This window comes from Paenibacillus periandrae (genome assembly GCF_022458865.1).
GTDB lineage: Bacteria > Bacillota > Bacilli > Paenibacillales > NBRC-103111 > Paenibacillus_S > Paenibacillus_S periandrae.
This window is the reverse complement of the sequence record NZ_JAJNMU010000037.1, coordinates 48,328-64,949: the sequence shown is the minus strand read 5'-3', so window position 1 is coordinate 64,949 and position 16,622 is coordinate 48,328. Positions and strand designations below refer to the sequence as shown.

The following is a 16,622-nucleotide window of genomic DNA, read 5'->3' as shown; positions in this document are numbered from 1 at the left end:
CATTCTCAACGAATGTAACGGCGATTGGATATTAGGATGACTGCCAAGCACTCAACATGAGTTGAGCCATTTTTAAATTCATAAATTCGAGTTAGGTATGCACATGAATTACAAGTATTTTGTAAGGTAGCAAAAACGAAATAGAGGAGTAAAGGTATGAATGATGCTAGTAAGAAAAGCCATGTAAAGAGATTAATTGAGGGACTAGAAAACCTGAACGGAACCATTTTTGAATCGTTTTGTCATGCTTTTCTTGAAACCATAGTTGGATACAAACTCGTTTACAGAGGTGCTACTGTTTCCGGTGCTCCAACTGGATACACTGTGGATACATATAATGCTGATATATCAATCATTGCAGAATATAGTTCGGAAAAAAACTATTTTTCAAATAATTTTGCCAAACCGTTATCGGACGTTGAACATGCTTTTAAAAAATCAAATAATTTGAAGTGCCTATACTTGTTTAGTAATCGCACTGCCACTAATACTGAATCACAAGATGTTAGAAATGCAGTAAATAATAAGTTGAAAAAGATGAATCAGAAAAATTTTGAGTATCACATCTACGATGCTAGATTGATTGCCGAGAAACTAGTTGACATGTTGAAATTCCTAGACTATTCCAGTGAATTAGTTACTCATTTGCCGGTACTAGAGAATATTATTAATGAGCACTGTATGACAAATTTATTACCAACAATCAAATCAACATATCTAAAGCGTTTCGAAGAAATCGAGGCCATTTCAATATTAGAAAGTGAAAATGTATTGTTTCTATATGGCATTAGTGGTATTGGAAAAACTGATTTATCAATTTCGATTGCTCATCAATTAAAGGAAAAATATATTTTTGATGTAATCGTTTGGGTTGATGGGCGTAAAATTACGTCTGTTGAATCTCTAAACTGTCTTGAGATTGAGAGAGTACAGAGTAAGCAGAATATCTTAGGTTTAATTAAAAGAAAAAGAGTTTTATTGATTATTGATGGTTTAGATACCAATGTAGACGCGATTGTACCAACCTTATTGAAAGAAAATAAGCATGATTCAAAGATCATCATTACTTCGCAAAAAAAGTGCATGTCAGATAGTCTGAAAGGACAAATTCATATTGAGTTTCTTAACGATGATTTAGCGAAGAGAATATTAAATTACAACATAGAAGAAGAGTGTCCACTATCGATATTTAATAAAATTAAGCAATCAATTGGTTGTCACCCTCTTTTGCTTGATATAATAAATAAGGGTATTCAGTTCGATGGAATAACGTGGAGAGATATAGAGGCTGAAACACTGCTCCTTCCTAACTACGAAGATACAAATGGTCAGAGTTTTTTCAAAAGATTACTGCAGTCTCATTTTCAAACGATTCAAAATGAACTAGTAGTTATTAACTGGCTTGAAGGACAGAGTTTTAATAAAAAGTTACTACAACATCTGATTTCTAAATCAGGAATTAATAAATTGTTGACACGCAGTTTCTTGAGTGATTACAGAAGCCACAATTATAAAATGCATGATTTAGTCTATAATTGTATTACTTTGGAAAACACAACTCAAACCGGGTCCCAAGATGTTAAGAAGAAGTTTATAGATTTTTTCGTTACAGATTCATTTATTAAGAATTTTCAGTATTTCAACGCATTGCATACCCATAGGAACATAATTAGTAAATTAATTGCTGAGTCTCCAGATGATTTTGATTTAGTCCCTACATATCTTACCTTGGATGGCTTAAAACTTTCTGATTTTGAAAGTATGCTAAATAGAATAGATATTGATACATTGCTGTCGAAAGAACTCATTGAATTAGTAGATCAATTTAAAGTTATTACATATATTGAATGTGTAGAAAATATTCACCGTTTAATAAAACGAAAAAGTCGTGCTGAAGCACAAAGATATGCATTTGATAAAATACCAACATTAGAAAAATTATTGAAGTCTGCATGTACTAATATATTTAAATTTGAGGTAATGCATCACTTGGGTAAGTTTTACACATACATTAAAGAGTATGACAGGGCTATAGAATGTTTCTCTAACGTGATACAAAATACCAATGATTCATTTCATAGCAAGTTACAATTGGCTAAATTCTCGAAAGGGATAGATATTGAAGTTTGTAGATCGTACTTAAGAGAAATCTTTTTAGCTTTTGAAAATGACGCATCTATTGTGAGTATTTCTATTGTACTCGCTGCTTTTAACGAGCTCAAAAAATATGTATTTGCTGACCTCGCTGAGCAATTTTTATTGAAAGGCACGCTATTAGAAACTGCAATTATGCATTCTTCTGTTTGGGGATATTCGCAACCATTTCAGGTTATGACAGAGGTAGGAAAAACCATTGCATATGAGCAACCGAAGAGGTATATTGAAATAATTAAATTATTACCTGAAGAATCGAGAGAATTTAAAAATAAGGAAGAACTTTTCTACTTAGGGCAGGTATATAAAGAACTTGGAAAATGTTATCAGTCTAATTCTGAGGAATCTATAAGTTCCTTGAACTTATCAAGGAGCTATTTTGAAGGAATTTCAACTGATGATTGTTACTATTGCACTATGATTGGTGAGTGTTATATTTTATTGAAATTATTTGATAGAGCAATAGAAATATTACACCAAGTCGAACAGCGCAAAAGGAATCATTTTTGGTATCAGCGTTATTCACAGTATTACCAAGGAGTTAATGATTTTGAAAAGGCTTTAGATTATATTGAGGAAGCAATTGAGGGAATCACGCATCAAGATGATGAAAAATATAGGTCAGCATTTTTAAGACAAAAAGCACAAATATTAACCTCTTTGGATACCAAAGAAGAAGCATTAAGGACATATGAGGAAGCTATTGAATGTTGCGACAGAGATAAGTTTAGAATCGAGATTGAAAATGAGATGAAAGTACTACTTAACTTAAGTAGGTAATTCTCGATAGAAGATTTGGTCAAAAAAATTAGTTTCTTCTTTAACATATCACCTGAAAACTCATTAAAATCTCGGAACCTATGCCCTGTTGGCTGGGTTCTTTTACTTTCATGAAAGTAAGGCATTTTTTGGTCACACTTTTTCTTTTCTGAGTGTCTCGGGTACTCGAACGTATAAACAAAAAACTCAGAGAAGCCTTGTACCACAAGGTTTCTATCCGCTCTTTCCCTAACGTACAAAACCCCATCTCTCCACTGGCAGCGATGAGGTCAGGGGTTCGATCCCCCCTATGCTCCATAAAGAAAACGTCACTACGAAAACGTAGTGGCGTTTTCTGTTATGTGCAGCAAGGGGGAGCGAAGCCAAAGGTTCGTCCCGCGCGGACGGAACGAGAGCGAATGAGCATCGCGTTGAATAACATATATTGGAAGAATTCTGCCGGTTAACTTAACCAACGGTCGCCGGTCAACAACTTTATTTTCCCAGTCTAATGTAGTGTAGTGTAAGCGTCTAATAAGTTAGTGTGTAGAAACCTCCCTAAGACTTTGAGACAATTTCCTTAATTGGAGTTTGTAGAGTTTTTCGACTTCGGTCGAAAAACTCCAAAGGGAGGTTTAGAGTTGAATACAAGGGAAGTTACTAACCAGTATCGATTAAACAAATGGACTGAGATTGTCCGGGAATGTCGCAGTAGTGGACAAACGGTCTCTTCGTGGTGTGCTGATCATGACATTAATCTTAAATCTTATTATTATTGGTTGAGGCGTGTTCGCGCTGCCGCGTGCGAAGCCCTCCCGTCACTTTATTCTCAAAACATCTCAATTTCCAATCCAATCGTACCAGTAAATATTCCAGTCTCTACAGCTGGTACTAATGCCGGTGATCAAGAAGTATTGTCAGATATCATAATACGTTTTGGTGCTGTAACGCTGGAAATTCGCAACAATGCATCCGCAATCTTGATCGAAAATACCTTAAAGGCGCTGCAAAATGTTCGGTGACATCTCAAAAGCGGAGAAAATTTATATCGCTTGTGGCTATACCGACATGCGAAAGTCTATTGATGGCCTTGCTGGCATCGTCCAGCAGAACTTTCAGTTGAACCCTTTCCAAAACAGTCTATTTCTCTTTTGTGGTAGGCAACGCGATCGGTTGAAAGCCGGTAGGTACACCAGATACAGTGCTGGTCCATGGTTTAACGACCCACCTTACAATATAAAATCAGTCTTAAATAGAGACGAAAAAAAGGAAAATTCTTATAACGGTCGCCGGCGTTTGTTGATTTCGTGATATAACGCAAAGTGAGGTAAGTTTTATACGTCTAAATCTAATTCTTTAATAAGAAAATCTCCTTGTTCTACTATCATTACTTTCTTTTCCTTTGTGGGGTCCCATCCTTTTTCTATGGTGTATTTTACTAATTTAGCGCAAACATTTGGCTTATGAAGGTTAATATGCCAAGTTGCTGCCCAGGTAAATGAAATCAGAACATGAGATGTTTTGGTTCTTGATGGGTAGATTTTAAAAGTAACAAACTCATGGTTTGGTGTTTGGTCAATTAAACAATGGAACGCGCATCCGTCAACTATGATTTTCTTTGTTTCCTTTGTAAAAAGCTTCATGAAAAAGCGGTTCCTCCTTTGTTTGTGGACTTCGTTGTTTAACCGGAATTCATACCCTTATGGACCAACCACAAAAACAAGCCAATCGCACCTATATACGCGCAAATTAAGCCGATTATCGTTAGAGATACGATTATTACCACCCGCTTAATACGTTTCTCCCGCGTTACTTGCGCACTCGGTTCTTCCACGCGCTTCATAACGGCCGGGCGTCCGCTACAACGGTAGCAGAATCCGGGATTATTATCGTTATGACAATTCATGCACAGTCCATCTCCGCATTGGATGCACGTAGTTACTGCGTTGATTTCCGTATGCGCCGAGCAATTCGTTTTGATACGGATGTGATTAACGCGCATAATCGATACCTCCTATGCGTTATTCAACCGCTATTCCGTTTATTACCGTGACCTTACCGATGATCTGATCGTTTTTAATGAATCCTATATCCCGGCTGTCAGCGCTGTTTGAGCGATTATCTCCCATAACGAAGACTGTACCGTCGGGAACCGTTTTCTCCGGAAAATTACGAGTATTGTACGGTTTTTCTTTAGCTGAAGCTGCGTCTACGGCGGCCTTTAAATACGGTTCTTCCAGTAGATTACCGTTAACGTAAACACTAGCTCCCTTAACGCTGATTCTTTCGCCTTGGAGCGCAATAACGCGTTTAATATACTTCTTATCTTGGGTAGCTGAACCGGAGATAAACGAAGAGACAATAATTACAATAGAGATAATAAGTTGAGTTACCATTTCATGAATTCCCTTCTGCTATATATGTAGATTAAGCACGGCCAGTCACTTAACCATTATGTAGACTATCAAATGTGCGATGCCGATCCACAACGCGATACGAATAAGAACGCTTTCCATTTTCCGTTGTTTTTCCGGTACGCTGGCCTCTGTCGGAAGAATTCGTTTTAACTCGCAGCCACAGCGGAAACGGTGACCCGGCTTACATTCCGCGCACAGATTGTCCCGACATTGAGGCATGTGTACAACGCGGCGGTATCGTTATGGAACGTATATTTCATCGCGTGTTCTCCTTCAACGCAAAAATCCGCAGAGTTCTTCTCCGCGGATTCTTCGTCATACCGATGCTTCCGGATATACCCATATATTACTATATTGTGGAGGAACGCACAATAACTAATTTACGTCTGTTCCCGCGCAGGATAGGCGGCCTTTATCGCGTCAAGGCTGTCGTATTTTTCCGTTTCAAATACGATTATGGCCGAGCTTTTAGCGGTGCGGTCTTTTAAAATGTGACCGTTAGAAGGAACTGCTCTGATGTGGATTCTCTTCCCTGAAATGAGGAAAGAAGTACATGCGAAAAGGATTCAAAATGGGGTTATAGGGTATTTCATGGAAGGCTCAAAGAAAGTTGGAATTGCTGAAGTTATCGAAATTCTAGACATACATCTAAACGTTAAGTTACTGAACTCCTAACGGGAGCGATGTTTATTCAATCGTCCTCCTGGATCACGACATTGTCGGATGCTTTTCAACAAGCGGGAGCTGAGCTTGGTGCGACTTTAATGCCGGCTAAAGTGAGTCAAGGCTCTACCTCGCTCGGCAGCAATATTGCCATGCTTGCTCATTTGCCGCAAGACAAACAGGAAGCGACCTTGAAATTTATGAAATGGATGACCGGCACGAAACAAACCGTTACTTCGAGCATCATTACCGGTTATCAGCCGACCCGTCATTCAGCGATTAACAGTCAAGAGATGCAGGATGTGTTTAAAAAGAATCGTCTGTTCAAGGTCGCTTCGGATCAAATGGAGTTCGCAGCGCCACGGCCTATGGAGTTGGCCTACTATGAAATCGGTAAAATCTTAAATACAAAATTCAAAAAGCGCTGCAGGATCCTTCCTATACGCCCAAGGCAGCGCTGGATGAGGCAGCCAAGAAATCGAACGCTATACTGAAAAAGTAAGATGAGTTTGGCCGGAAATCGTACTGAAGCACATTTGCAAACAATTGAAAAAAATAAAAAACGATACTGTTCACCATTAGGTGCTCCTCTCAAGGGTTTTTGGTTGTCTTGGCAGATACCATTTTCCTTGATTTGGTGCACCTTTTCAATTATCTTTTGTAAAAATGATGAGCTCAACGTTCGAAATCTAGATTAATTGGGGGATCAAAAGATGATTGGAAAATAAGTCTATAAGCTGTTTCATTTGTAAGTTGTAGGAGCGTTTATTGCTATAGATGAAGCATAATTTTTGAGGGGGGACGGACTCTAATTTTTTAAAGATAAGCTTATTTTTCTTAACTTCTTCAAAAACCGTTAAATAATTCATAATTGAGATCCCCAGACACGACATAACCGCCTCCTTTATCGCGTCAGTATCTCCGAACTCTGAAACTGCATGAAAATCCAACTTATGCTGTGAAGTCCACTCATTGAAAATTTTACGCGTTAATGTTCCTTTCTCACGAATAAGCCAACGATCGTTTTCGATTTGTATGGGATGAATCGATTCGATATTTGCCAGAGGATGAGATGGGTATAGTACAACACCGTATACATCGTCAAGGAGGGGGAGTTTTGAAAAGTCGTATTTTTCGATATGAAACTCCATTAAAATTCCAAAGTCAATTTGAAATCTTGCCAACAAACTTGCGATCATTTCCGGCTTTTCGATCTTAATATCTACGTTCACATGGGGAAAAGCTTGTTGTAAATGGTTAAGGAAATTAGGGAGAATATATTTTCCTACATTAACCGTGCATCCGATGGTGATTTTATTTTCAGAGTTTTGTAATGATTTCAACAGGACGGCTTGGGCTTCTTCTGCACAGGAAACCATTTGGCGAGCGTAAGGCAGAAGTAGAGTGGCGGCATGAGTCAAAAAAATCCGGTTTTGTCTACGTTCAAATAAAGTTGCACCCATGAACGATTCTAATTTTTTCATGTGAAAAAGCACGCTTGGATGTTTTACCTTAAGCATTTCGGCAACAACAGTCACTTTTTTATGTTCCGCCATGAACACGAGTATTTTTAATTGCTGTAAGTTCATGTCAATCCCCCATAGTGTAAATATTATATACATAGTATGTATCTAGTGTTATCCCTATTTTAACGGTGAGTTAACTTAGTGTTAATTCTGGGATAATTGCATCGTTTTATTATGAAATAGCAAGATCTTGAAGCGTATTTCAACCCGATAGTCGATTAATTTTGAAAAAGGAAGTGTGGGAAGAATTGAGAAGAAAACAGTGAACCAAAATTTTGGTGGAAAGTGATCAAGAGTATAAGCTTGCTGTTGTGTGGCCACGGGGAACCTTTTACGTTTTGGTCAACATAAGGACGCTGTTGAGAAGATTGATTCAATCGTTAAAGTTGAAGGAATTGATGTGTTATTTATAGGTCCATCCGACCTTTCTCAATCTCTCGGGTATCCCGGGGATGCCGGGCATCCTGTGGTAAAAAAGGTTATGAATGACGCATTTTCAAAAATAATAGAGTCTGAGAAGATAGCGGGTACGGCGGGAAATCTTGAAAGATTGGACGTCCGGGCCATATATGCTTAATGAAAAAAGGGAGAATCTACAATGATTGATTTACGCAGCGACACCGCAGCAAGAATACCGTCTGCTATGCTGGCGAACATTATCACGGAGCGGCTGGGCGACGACGGGCAGACGCAGGAGGATATGGACGACGATGAGAAGGTCAAAGAACTGCAACAGTTAGCCTGCGACATAACTGGTAAGCAGGACGCTGCGTTGTTTCCCACAGTCACCATGGCAAACTTGGCGGCTGTGTACGCTTGTGCCGCGCCGGGGGAACAGGTGCTGGTTGAGCGGGATATGCATCTATACCGCTTTGGGCAGTATTTTGCCTTTCACCCGGATTTTGGAAGGCGCGTCCCGATCTTTTATGGTTTGACACAACAGGGCGCCCCAGATGTGGAAGACATCGGGCAACTGGTGGAGCGGAATAATCCCTCGCTGATCTGTCTGGAGAATACCCTCAATTTTACGGGAGGCGTTTGTATTCCCCCCGAGGCGCTTAAAGAGATTTCTCTTTACGCCCACAAACGGTCTGTTCACATACATGTGGATGGCGCGCGCCTATTCAATGCTAGCTGTGCGCTGAGTATACCAGCGCGGGAGTTGTGCCAACATGTGAATTCAGTAGCGATCTGCCTTTCTAAGGGACTGGGGGCACCAATAGGAGGTGTGCTCTGCGGGGAGAAAACATGGATTGAACGTACGCGCAAAATCAGAAAGCTGCTGGGCGGAACCATTCATAAAGCTGGTATCATCGCAGCCCCGGGCATCTACGTATTGCAAAACAATATTGAGCGCTTGAAAGAGGATCACGCAAACGCGCAGCTTTTTGTAAAAGTTTTGAAAGCCAAGGCGCCGTCTGCGAAGCTGGTCCGAGAGGTACAGACGAATCTTGTACTGCTGGATATCTCTCAGAGTGGCCAAACGTCCGAAAAATTTCTTGATGAGCTGGCACTGCATGGCGTGCTGGGCAAAGTCAGGCCCAACAATTCGGTCCGACTAGCCTTTCACCAGTGCGTCTCGTCTAGCGATGCCGAACGGGCAGCGCTGGCGGTGGCCGATCAAATCAACTGTTGGTAGTGGATATATGTAGCCAAAGGAGAGGAAAAGATAATAGTGAATCTGAAAATATTAGGACACAAGCACAGAATTCCACTTAATGCGGCAGGAGGGGCACCCTCGCATTTAATTAGTGACCAGAGTTGCAGCCACCGGTATGAATATCGAATCTAAGGAGGAATCGGCACGGACATTTATGAAGTGGATGACCGATGCGAAACAAACCGTTACTTCGAGCCTCATTACAGGCTATCAGCCGACCCGTCATTCCGCGATTAACAGTCAAGAGATGCAGGACGTGTTTAAAAAGAATCGTCTGTTCAAGATCGCTTCGGATCAAATGGAGTTCGCATCGCCGCGGCTTATGGAGTTGGCCTACTATGAAATCGGTAAAATTTTAATTCAGAAATTCAAAAAGCACTCCTGAATCCTTCCTAAACACCCAAGGCAGCGCTGAATGAGGCGGCCAAGAAATCGAACGCATTTTGCAAAAATCATGAACTCAACGTTCGAAAACTAGGTTAGTTAATTGGTGGATCAAAAGCTGATTAGAAAATAAGTCTATAAGTTGTTTCATTTGCAGGTTGTAGGAGCGTTTATTGCTATAAATGAAGCATAATTTTTGAGTGGGGACGGACTCCAGTTTTTTAAAGATAAGCTTATCTTTCTTAACTTCTTCAAAAACCGATAAATAATCCATAATGGAGATCCCCAGACCCGATATAACCGCCTCCTTTATGGCGTCAGATGCTCCGAACTCTGAAACTGCATGAAGATTCAACTTATGCTGTAATGTCCACTCATCGAAAACCTTACGCGATAGTGCTCCTTGCTCACGAATAAGCCAACGATCGTTTTCGATTTGTATGGGATGAATCGATTCGATATTGGCCAGCGGATGAGACGGGGATAGTGCAATACCGTAAACGTCGTCAAAGAGGGGGAGTTTTGAAAAGTCGTATCTTTCGATATGACGCTCCATTAAAATTCCAAAGTCAATTTGAAAGCTTGCCAACAAAGTTGCGATAATATCCGACTTTTCGATCTTAATATCTACGTTCACATTAGGAAAGGCTTGTCGCAAATGGTTAAGCAAATGAGGGAGAAAATATTTTCCTACAGTAGCCGTACACCCGATGGTAATTTTATTTTCAAAGTTTTGTAATGATTTGAGCAGCACGGCCTCGGCTTCTTCGGCACTGGAGACCATTTGGCGAGCGTAAGGCAGAAGCAGAGTGGCGGCATGAGTCAAAAAAATCCGGTTTTGTCTTTTTTCAAATAAAGTTGCACCCAGGTACGCTTCTAGTTTTTTCATATGAAAAATCACGGTTGGATGCTTTAGTTTTAGCATTTCGGCAACAACAGTCACTTTTTTGTGTTCTGCCAATAACACGAGTATTTTTAATTGCTGTAAGTTCATGTAAATCCCCCATATTGTAGATTTTATCTACATACTACGTAGATAGTGTTATCCCAATTTTAACGGTGAGTTAACTGTGTGTTAATTCTGGGATAATTGCATCGTTCTATCATGAAATAGTAGGAGCTAGAAGCGATATTTTAAGGAGGTAAACTGACTTGAAAAATACTATGAAAGAAAAATTGCTAGAAGGTAAAGCAGTATTAGGAGTTTCTATTATGATTCCCTCCGTACAGCTTGTGGAAATGGCCGGGAAATTAGGCTTCAATTGGGTTCTGATTGATTGCGAGCATGGTTCCATCAATTTAGAAACAGTTGAATACATGGTAATGGCTGCCGAAGCGAGCAACATTACACCCATCATCAGACCGCAAAAAAACGATCCGGAGCTAATCGCGCAATACATGGATCGTGGTGTGATGGGGATACAAGCGCCACATGTCAGTTCTGCAGCAGAGGCTCAGGAAATCGTAAACGCTGTAAAATACTATCCGATCGGCAACAGAAGCTTGGCCGTGGGAACACGCTCTGCCAATTACGGATTTGGGATCAATTTAACCGATTATTCCCAACGGGCTAATCAAGATCTGTTGGTCTGCGTCCAGATTGAGGACAAGGAAGCTGTTGATAACCTTGATTCTATCGCTAAAGTTGAAGGAATTGACGTGTTATTTATTGGCCCATCCGACCTTTCTCAATCTCTCGGACATCCCGGAGATGCCGGGCATCCTGTGGTAAAAAAGGTTATGGACGACGCTTTTTCAAAAATAATAGAGTCTGGGAAGATAGCGGGTACGGCGGGAAATCTTGAAATAACACCAAGACGTTTGGAGCAAGGCGTCAAATATTATTATACGCATTTGACAACGCTGCTTTCTTATTCATCTTCGGCATTTTTGAGTAATGCAAACGTTTAACGTCCGGGCCAGATTTGCTTAATGAAAAAAGGAGCATTTACAGTGATTGATTTACGCAGCGACAATGCATACCGACTACCCTCCACCATGCTGGCAAACATTATCACAGAGAGGCTAGGCCGGTTACAAGGGGGTATTAATGACGATGAGGTGGTCAAGGAACTGGAATGTTTAGCCGCCAACATCACAGGCAAGCAAGCGGCCATACTGTTTCCCTCAGGCACCATGGCAAACACAGCGGCGGTATACGCCTGTACCGCGCCAGGAGAACATGTGCTTGTTGATCCGGATATACATGTATACCGCAGTGAGCGGGTTGCCTTTCATCCGGATTTTGGAAGGCGCGTTCCGATTTTTTACCGCCTGACACAACAGGGCACCCCGGATGTGGAGGACATCGGGCAGCTGATGGAGCGGAATAATCCCTCACTGATCTGTTTGGAGAATACCCACAATTTTGCGGGAGGCATTTGTATTCCCCCCGAGACGCTTAAACAGATTTCTCTTTGTGCCCACAAACGGTCTGTCCACATACATTTGGATGGCGCACGCCTCTTCAATGCTTGCTTGGCGCTGGGCCTATCGGCGCGAGAGTTGTGCCAGCATGTAGATTCGGTGATGTTCTGTCTTTTTAAGGGACTGGGCGCACCAATGGGATCGTTGCTCTGCGGGGAAAAAACATGGATAGAACGTGTGCGAGGAATCAGAAAGCTATTGGGTGGAACTATTCATAAAGCGGGTGTCATCGCAGCCCCGGGCATCTACGGATTGCAAAACAATATGGAGCGCTTGAAAGAGGACCACGCAAACGCGCAGCTTTTTGCAAAAATTTTGAAAGCCAAGGCGCCATCGGCCAAGCTGGTCCGAGAGGTACAGACGAATATTGTAATGCTGGATATCTCACAGAGCGGCCAATCGTCCGAAAAATTTCTTGATGAGCTGGCACTGCGCGGTGTGCTGGGCAAAGCCAAGTCCGACAATTTGGTCCGACTGGTCTTTCACCAGTGCGTCTCGTCTGGCGATGCCGAACAGGCGGCGCTGGCAGTGGCCGATCAAATCAACTGTTGCAGTGAAAGAAGAGGTACAAAATGAATGAATCCATGCATAAGTATTTTAAACCCGGTCTCGTACACTTCATGGCTTATCCTTCAACTATAAAGGGAGAAGGCCCTATAGTAGTGACAGTAAAAAAAATAGCATGTGATGACTATTTTGGTGCAATTGAAGTAACCTGGATGAAAGACCCTGAAGTAAGAAAACAGGTTAAAAAAATAGTTGAGACCAGCCATATGACAGTAGTCTATGGTGCACAACCCAGGTTATTGATAACAGGAATGAACATCAACGACCTGAATGAAGATGGAAGAAGAAAAGCTGTTGGCACACTAAAAGACGGAATTGATGAAGCTTATGAAATAGGAGCAGAGGGATTTGCTTTCTTAAGTGGGAAATATGAAGAGGCAACTAAGGAACAATCCTATCAGGCCCTGCTGGCATCAACAAAAGAGCTTTGTGAATATGCAAAATCAAAGGGCAACATGAGAGTAGTACTTGAAATTTTTGATTATGATATCGATAAGAAAAGCATCATTGGTCCTGCACATCTGGCAAAAAGATTTGCAGAAGATGTAACAGCAGAATATGATAATTTCGGTTTAATGGTGGATTTGAGCCACATTCCAATGATTAGGGAGACTTGTGAAGAGTCCATATTACCTATTAAGGACTACCTGGTGCATGCTCATATGGGAAATACAGTAATTAAGGATCCCAGCTGTGAAGCATATGGGGATACGCATCCGAGATTCGGATTTCCTAACGGAGAAAATGATGTAAAAGAGCTTACAGAGTACTTGAGAGTGTTATTGAGCATCGGCTTTCTTAACACTGAGAATCCTCCAATCGTAAGTTTTGAAGTTAAACCCTGGGGAAATGAAGATTCTGAGCTAGTTATAGCAAATGCCAAAAGGACTCTGAACGAAGCGTGGGCACGAGTGTAAATTAATAGAATTTATTTAATTTAGGGGGGAGGAGAAGATCATAATGAAAATTGTTGTTTTAGATGGGTATACTTTGAACCCCGGAGACCCTACCTGGGATAGGCTGGAGAAAATCGGTGAATTAAAGATTTATGATCGTACGCCTGCAGAAAAGATAATTGAGAGAATAGAAGATGCGGAAATTGTATTTTCGAACAAGACTCCATTAACCAAAGAAATTTTTTTAAAGCTGCCCGGTATAAAGTATGTAGGCCTTCTGTCTACAGGCTATAACGTAGTGGATGTTGATGCAGCAAAGGAAGCTGGCGTTAAAGTAACAAACGTTCCAACATACGGAACGGATGCGGTTTCACAATTTTAGCATTCGCGCTGTTACTTGAAATATGCCATCACGTCGGCGCGCACAGCGATGCTGTTAGAAGAGGCGATTGGACAAACAATCAGGATTGGTGCTTCTGGAATTATCCGCTGATTGAACTTGCAGGCAAGACTATGGGTATTATTGGATTCGGAAGGATCGGCCAGGGGACTGCAAGAATTGCGCAGGCATTTGGAATGAAAGTTCTGGCTTACGGTGGCCGCCAGAATAAGGCTTTGGAAAATGAAAATTTGAAATACGCAACACTTGATGAGCTTCTGGCAGTCTCTGATGTAATTAGCCTGCATTGTCCGCTTTTTGAAAATACAAAAGGTATCATCAATAAAGATACCATAGCAAAAATGAAAACTGGAGTTATGATTATCAACACCTCCAGAAGACCACTTGTTGTCGAGGAGGATCTTGCCGATGCACTAAACAGTGGAAAAGTGGCGGGAGCCGGTTTGGATGTGGTATCAACAGAACCAATCAAGTCCGATAATCCACTGCTTACAGCAATAAACTGCCTGATCACGCCTCATATTGCGTGGGCTCCAAAAGAATCAAGAGCACGTCTTATGAATATCGCAGTAGATAATCTTGAAGCCTTCCTTAGTGGAAACCCTGTCAATGTGGTAAATAGCTAATTCCATACCTCATTGGTTGACGGGGAAGTCATTTTTGAAATGAATTATCGCGGGAAAATAGGGAGAGAGTAATAAATGCGTTTACAGATCTTGGGACCTTGGGTGTTAGCTCCATTAGATGCGGCAGGGGCGGCTCCTTCTTATTTGGTAAGTGATCAACATACAACATGTTTGCTCGATTGCGGTGCAGGAACATTGCCCCTATTGCAATCCATGAACGTATTGCCGCATCTGGACGCTATTGTGATTTCGCACATGCATCATGACCATTATATGGATTTATTTCCACTGGCCAATACGTTATCCAAACATTCGCTCAGAATCAAGCTATTTGTCCCGGATTTTAATGGCCGGAGCATATTGACGGAAATTTCCAATGTGTTATTCGAGGGAGATAACCGATTTAGCAAAGCGTTCGAAATCATCGAGTATGGGGTTAAGGATGAGCTCGTCGTCAAAGGATTGCACATGACCTTCCAAGAAACGATCCATTCCATGACCTGTTATGCACCGCGTATAACGAACGGCAACAAAACGATCGTTTATTCAGCGGATTCGGAATATTTTCCGGAATTCAGCCAATTTGCGCAAGGGGCGGATCTTTTGTTGTGCGAGGCAACCTTCCTTGACCCTCTTCCCGGTCATATGACGGGAGAACAGGCAGGAACCATTGCTGCGGAGGCCAATGTGGGGAGACTCGTTTTGACCCATCTGAGAGACGACATGGATGTCAATGAACAAAACAGACAAAATGCTTGCAAAGTTTTTCTGGGAACCGTGGATCTTGCTGTACCAGGTGCGGAGTATCGAATCTAAGGAGGAATGACAATATGAAAAAAATGGCGGCAATTACTTCTCTTATTTTATCGTTGGTATTTTTCACAGCTTGCCAAGGCAATGTTGAGCAGCAAAAAGACGCTTCGCAAACGGCCGGGAGTACATCATCGAAAAAACCGGTTGAAATCACGTTCTGGTATGCGTACGGCGGAAACCTCGGCAAGGCAAGCGAAGAATTGGTCAAACAGTTTAACGCCGAGCAAAATGAGGTCAAAGTGACGGCTCAGTTTCAAGGAGCCGACTACAACGCGCTGCAGGCGAAGTTGCAAGCTGCGGTTGTCGCCAAAAACGCTCCGGACGTAACTGTAATCGAAAATCTGGCGACCGGCCCGTTTGCCAAATCCGGAATACTACAGGATCTGACGGGCTTTATACAAAAAGATAAAGTAGATCTAAACGATTTTGTACCCGTCATGCTCGGAAATTCTTATGTGAATAACAAGTTTTATTCGTTCCCTTATTTACGCAGTACCAATATGCTGTACTTTAACGCTACGATGCTTAAAGAAGCGGGGCTCGATCCGGCAGGGCCAAAAACTTGGGACGAGCTATCCGAATATGCTCATAAGCTAAACGTTCCGGGCAAGCGCAGCGGAATAACCGCAGTGGTTGATTATACAAGATTTGAATCTTTTGTGAAAGAAGCAGGCGGAAGCATGCTTTCAGACGATGGTAAGCAAGTGTCGTTTAACTCTCCCGAAGGAGTTGCGGCTCTTGAATTCTGGATGAAGTTGAACAGGGATAAAGTTGCCGATCTGCCGTATGCTGAAAATTCGGCTGACATCGTGAAGCAAAACTTTATGAACCAGCGGGCAGCCATGTTTATTCAATCCTCCTCCTGGATCACGACATTGACGGATGCTTTTCAACAAGCGGGAGCTGAGCTTGGTGCAACTTTAATGCCGGCTAAAGTGAGTCAAGGCTCTACCTCGCTCGGCAGCAATATTGCCATGCTTGCTCATTTGCCGCAAGACAAACAGGAAGCGGCTTGGAAATTTATGAAATGGATGACCGATACGAAACAAACCGTTACTTCGAGCATCATAACAGGTTATCAGCCGACTCGTCATTCCGCGATTAACAGCCAGGAGATGCAGGACGTGTTTAAAAAGAATCATCTGTTCAAGGTTGCTTCCGATCAAATGGAATTAGCATCACCGCGGCCTATGGAGTTGGCCTACTATGAAATCGGTAAAATTGTAAATACAGAAATTCAAAAAGCGCTGCAGGATCCTTCCTATACGCCCAAGGCTGCACTAGATGAGGCAGCCAAGAAATCGAACGCTATACTGAAAAAGTAAGGAGG

The 16,622-nt window shown here is 41.7% G+C and carries 20 protein-coding genes; 15 read left to right on the top strand and 5 right to left on the bottom strand.

What is annotated here, in order from left to right; all coding sequences use genetic code 11:
* Positions 1-156 precede the first annotated feature (156 nt).
* From LRL21_RS40070 to tnpB, 3 genes are all read left to right on the top strand, one after another.
* Positions 157-2,934, top strand: coding sequence for a tetratricopeptide repeat protein (locus LRL21_RS40070; protein WP_240421397.1), 2,778 nt, complete (start codon positions 157-159; stop codon positions 2,932-2,934).
* Positions 2,935-3,554: 620 nt separating this feature from the next.
* A complete protein-coding gene (gene tnpA, locus LRL21_RS40065) occupies positions 3,555-3,935 on the top strand; it encodes an IS66 family insertion sequence element accessory protein TnpA (RefSeq protein WP_240421396.1) in 381 nt (126 codons plus the stop codon).
* The gene (tnpB, locus tag LRL21_RS47110) at positions 3,925-4,224 is read left to right on the top strand and encodes an IS66 family insertion sequence element accessory protein TnpB (RefSeq protein ID WP_420832555.1); all 300 of its coding nucleotides are present in this window, start codon (positions 3,925-3,927) and stop codon (positions 4,222-4,224) included. The genes tnpA and tnpB overlap by 11 nt, the downstream gene beginning before the upstream one ends.
* Before the next feature lie 23 nt (positions 4,225-4,247).
* Here the strand turns inward: tnpB and LRL21_RS40060 are convergent, their stop codons facing one another.
* Genes LRL21_RS40060 through lepB form a run of 3 tightly spaced genes read right to left on the bottom strand, consistent with a single transcriptional unit; the run spans position 4,248 to position 5,309 of the window.
* Complete coding sequence (locus LRL21_RS40060) at positions 4,248-4,556, bottom strand: hypothetical protein (RefSeq protein WP_240421395.1); 309 nt, start codon at positions 4,554-4,556, stop codon at positions 4,248-4,250.
* A gap of 38 nt (positions 4,557-4,594) precedes the next feature.
* A complete protein-coding gene (locus LRL21_RS40055) occupies positions 4,595-4,915 on the bottom strand; it encodes a hypothetical protein (protein ID WP_240421394.1) in 321 nt (106 codons plus the stop codon).
* Between the two features lie 19 nt (positions 4,916-4,934).
* Positions 4,935-5,309, bottom strand: a complete 375-nt coding sequence (gene lepB, locus LRL21_RS40050; RefSeq protein ID WP_240421393.1) for a signal peptidase I — start codon at positions 5,307-5,309, stop codon at positions 4,935-4,937.
* A 263-nt stretch (positions 5,310-5,572) separates the two neighbouring features.
* Between lepB and LRL21_RS40045 the strand changes: the two genes are divergently transcribed.
* Both LRL21_RS40045 and LRL21_RS40040 read left to right on the top strand, forming a co-directional pair.
* Positions 5,573-5,818, top strand: coding sequence for a hypothetical protein (locus LRL21_RS40045; RefSeq protein WP_240421392.1), 246 nt, complete (start codon positions 5,573-5,575; stop codon positions 5,816-5,818).
* 195 nt (positions 5,819-6,013) lie between these two features.
* On the top strand, positions 6,014-6,487 hold the full coding sequence (locus tag LRL21_RS40040; protein WP_240421391.1) for an extracellular solute-binding protein: 474 nt from the start codon (positions 6,014-6,016) through the stop codon (positions 6,485-6,487).
* Positions 6,488-6,682: 195 nt separating this feature from the next.
* On the opposite strand, the gene LRL21_RS40035 is transcribed toward LRL21_RS40040, so the two are convergent.
* A complete protein-coding gene (locus LRL21_RS40035) occupies positions 6,683-7,582 on the bottom strand; it encodes a LysR family transcriptional regulator (RefSeq protein WP_240421390.1) in 900 nt (299 codons plus the stop codon).
* 250 nt (positions 7,583-7,832) lie between these two features.
* Here LRL21_RS40035 and LRL21_RS40030 point away from each other — a divergent pair, with 250 nt between their 5' ends.
* The 3 genes from LRL21_RS40030 (at position 7,833) to LRL21_RS40020 (ending at position 9,564) form a co-directional block, all read left to right on the top strand.
* Positions 7,833-8,096, top strand: coding sequence for an aldolase/citrate lyase family protein (locus tag LRL21_RS40030; protein WP_240421389.1), 264 nt, complete (start codon positions 7,833-7,835; stop codon positions 8,094-8,096).
* 21 nt (positions 8,097-8,117) lie between these two features.
* Positions 8,118-9,158 (top strand): threonine aldolase family protein, encoded by a 1,041-nt coding sequence (locus LRL21_RS40025; RefSeq protein WP_240421388.1) that lies wholly within the window; start codon positions 8,118-8,120, stop codon positions 9,156-9,158.
* Between the two features lie 112 nt (positions 9,159-9,270).
* Positions 9,271-9,564: a type 2 periplasmic-binding domain-containing protein gene (locus LRL21_RS40020; RefSeq protein ID WP_240421387.1), complete on the top strand. Its 294-nt coding sequence runs from the start codon at positions 9,271-9,273 to the stop codon at positions 9,562-9,564.
* A 75-nt stretch (positions 9,565-9,639) separates the two neighbouring features.
* Here LRL21_RS40020 and LRL21_RS40015 read toward each other — a convergent pair whose 3' ends face one another.
* Positions 9,640-10,557, bottom strand: coding sequence for a LysR family transcriptional regulator (locus LRL21_RS40015; protein ID WP_240421386.1), 918 nt, complete (start codon positions 10,555-10,557; stop codon positions 9,640-9,642).
* A gap of 158 nt (positions 10,558-10,715) precedes the next feature.
* Between LRL21_RS40015 and LRL21_RS40010 the strand changes: the two genes are divergently transcribed.
* The 7 genes from LRL21_RS40010 (at position 10,716) to LRL21_RS39985 (ending at position 16,617) form a co-directional block, all read left to right on the top strand.
* Positions 10,716-11,474, top strand: coding sequence for an HpcH/HpaI aldolase family protein (locus LRL21_RS40010; RefSeq protein WP_240421385.1), 759 nt, complete (start codon positions 10,716-10,718; stop codon positions 11,472-11,474).
* 42 nt (positions 11,475-11,516) lie between these two features.
* On the top strand, positions 11,517-12,566 hold the full coding sequence (locus LRL21_RS40005; protein WP_240421384.1) for a threonine aldolase family protein: 1,050 nt from the start codon (positions 11,517-11,519) through the stop codon (positions 12,564-12,566).
* The gene (locus LRL21_RS40000) at positions 12,563-13,474 is read left to right on the top strand and encodes a sugar phosphate isomerase/epimerase family protein (protein WP_240421383.1); all 912 of its coding nucleotides are present in this window, start codon (positions 12,563-12,565) and stop codon (positions 13,472-13,474) included. The genes LRL21_RS40005 and LRL21_RS40000 overlap by 4 nt, the downstream gene beginning before the upstream one ends.
* Positions 13,475-13,517: 43 nt before the next feature.
* Positions 13,518-13,835, top strand: a complete 318-nt coding sequence (locus LRL21_RS46545; RefSeq protein ID WP_338044751.1) for a Rossmann-fold NAD(P)-binding domain-containing protein — start codon at positions 13,518-13,520, stop codon at positions 13,833-13,835.
* The gene (locus tag LRL21_RS39995; RefSeq protein ID WP_338044752.1) at positions 13,805-14,479 is read left to right on the top strand and encodes an NAD(P)-dependent oxidoreductase; all 675 of its coding nucleotides are present in this window, start codon (positions 13,805-13,807) and stop codon (positions 14,477-14,479) included. The genes LRL21_RS46545 and LRL21_RS39995 overlap by 31 nt, the downstream gene beginning before the upstream one ends.
* A gap of 75 nt (positions 14,480-14,554) precedes the next feature.
* Positions 14,555-15,295, top strand: coding sequence for an MBL fold metallo-hydrolase (locus LRL21_RS39990; protein WP_240421382.1), 741 nt, complete (start codon positions 14,555-14,557; stop codon positions 15,293-15,295).
* 14 nt (positions 15,296-15,309) lie between these two features.
* Positions 15,310-16,617 (top strand): ABC transporter substrate-binding protein, encoded by a 1,308-nt coding sequence (locus LRL21_RS39985; protein ID WP_240421381.1) that lies wholly within the window; start codon positions 15,310-15,312, stop codon positions 16,615-16,617.
* Positions 16,618-16,622: the final 5 nt, after the last annotated feature.

Excerpts from the sequence above, each read along its gene's own strand:
- tnpB (WP_420832555.1), top strand. The coding sequence starts at position 3,925 with ATGTTCGGTGACATCTCAAAAGCGGAGAAAATTTATATCGCTTGTGGC.
- LRL21_RS40025 (WP_240421388.1), top strand. The coding sequence starts at position 8,118 with ATGATTGATTTACGCAGCGACACCGCAGCAAGAATACCGTCTGCTATG.
- LRL21_RS40055 (WP_240421394.1), bottom strand. The coding sequence starts at position 4,915 with ATGCGCGTTAATCACATCCGTATCAAAACGAATTGCTCGGCGCATACG.
- LRL21_RS40035 (WP_240421390.1), bottom strand. The coding sequence starts at position 7,582 with ATGAACTTACAGCAATTAAAAATACTCGTGTTCATGGCGGAACATAAA.
- lepB (WP_240421393.1), bottom strand. The coding sequence starts at position 5,309 with ATGGTAACTCAACTTATTATCTCTATTGTAATTATTGTCTCTTCGTTT.
- LRL21_RS40015 (WP_240421386.1), bottom strand. The coding sequence starts at position 10,557 with ATGAACTTACAGCAATTAAAAATACTCGTGTTATTGGCAGAACACAAA.
- LRL21_RS39990 (WP_240421382.1), top strand. The coding sequence starts at position 14,555 with ATGCGTTTACAGATCTTGGGACCTTGGGTGTTAGCTCCATTAGATGCG.
- LRL21_RS40060 (WP_240421395.1), bottom strand. The coding sequence starts at position 4,556 with ATGAAGCTTTTTACAAAGGAAACAAAGAAAATCATAGTTGACGGATGC.
- LRL21_RS40040 (WP_240421391.1), top strand. The coding sequence starts at position 6,014 with ATGTTTATTCAATCGTCCTCCTGGATCACGACATTGTCGGATGCTTTT.
- LRL21_RS40000 (WP_240421383.1), top strand. The coding sequence starts at position 12,563 with ATGAATGAATCCATGCATAAGTATTTTAAACCCGGTCTCGTACACTTC.
- LRL21_RS40070 (WP_240421397.1), top strand. The coding sequence starts at position 157 with ATGAATGATGCTAGTAAGAAAAGCCATGTAAAGAGATTAATTGAGGGA.
- LRL21_RS40045 (WP_240421392.1), top strand. The coding sequence starts at position 5,573 with ATGGAACGTATATTTCATCGCGTGTTCTCCTTCAACGCAAAAATCCGC.
- LRL21_RS39985 (WP_240421381.1), top strand. The coding sequence starts at position 15,310 with ATGAAAAAAATGGCGGCAATTACTTCTCTTATTTTATCGTTGGTATTT.
- LRL21_RS46545 (WP_338044751.1), top strand. The coding sequence starts at position 13,518 with ATGAAAATTGTTGTTTTAGATGGGTATACTTTGAACCCCGGAGACCCT.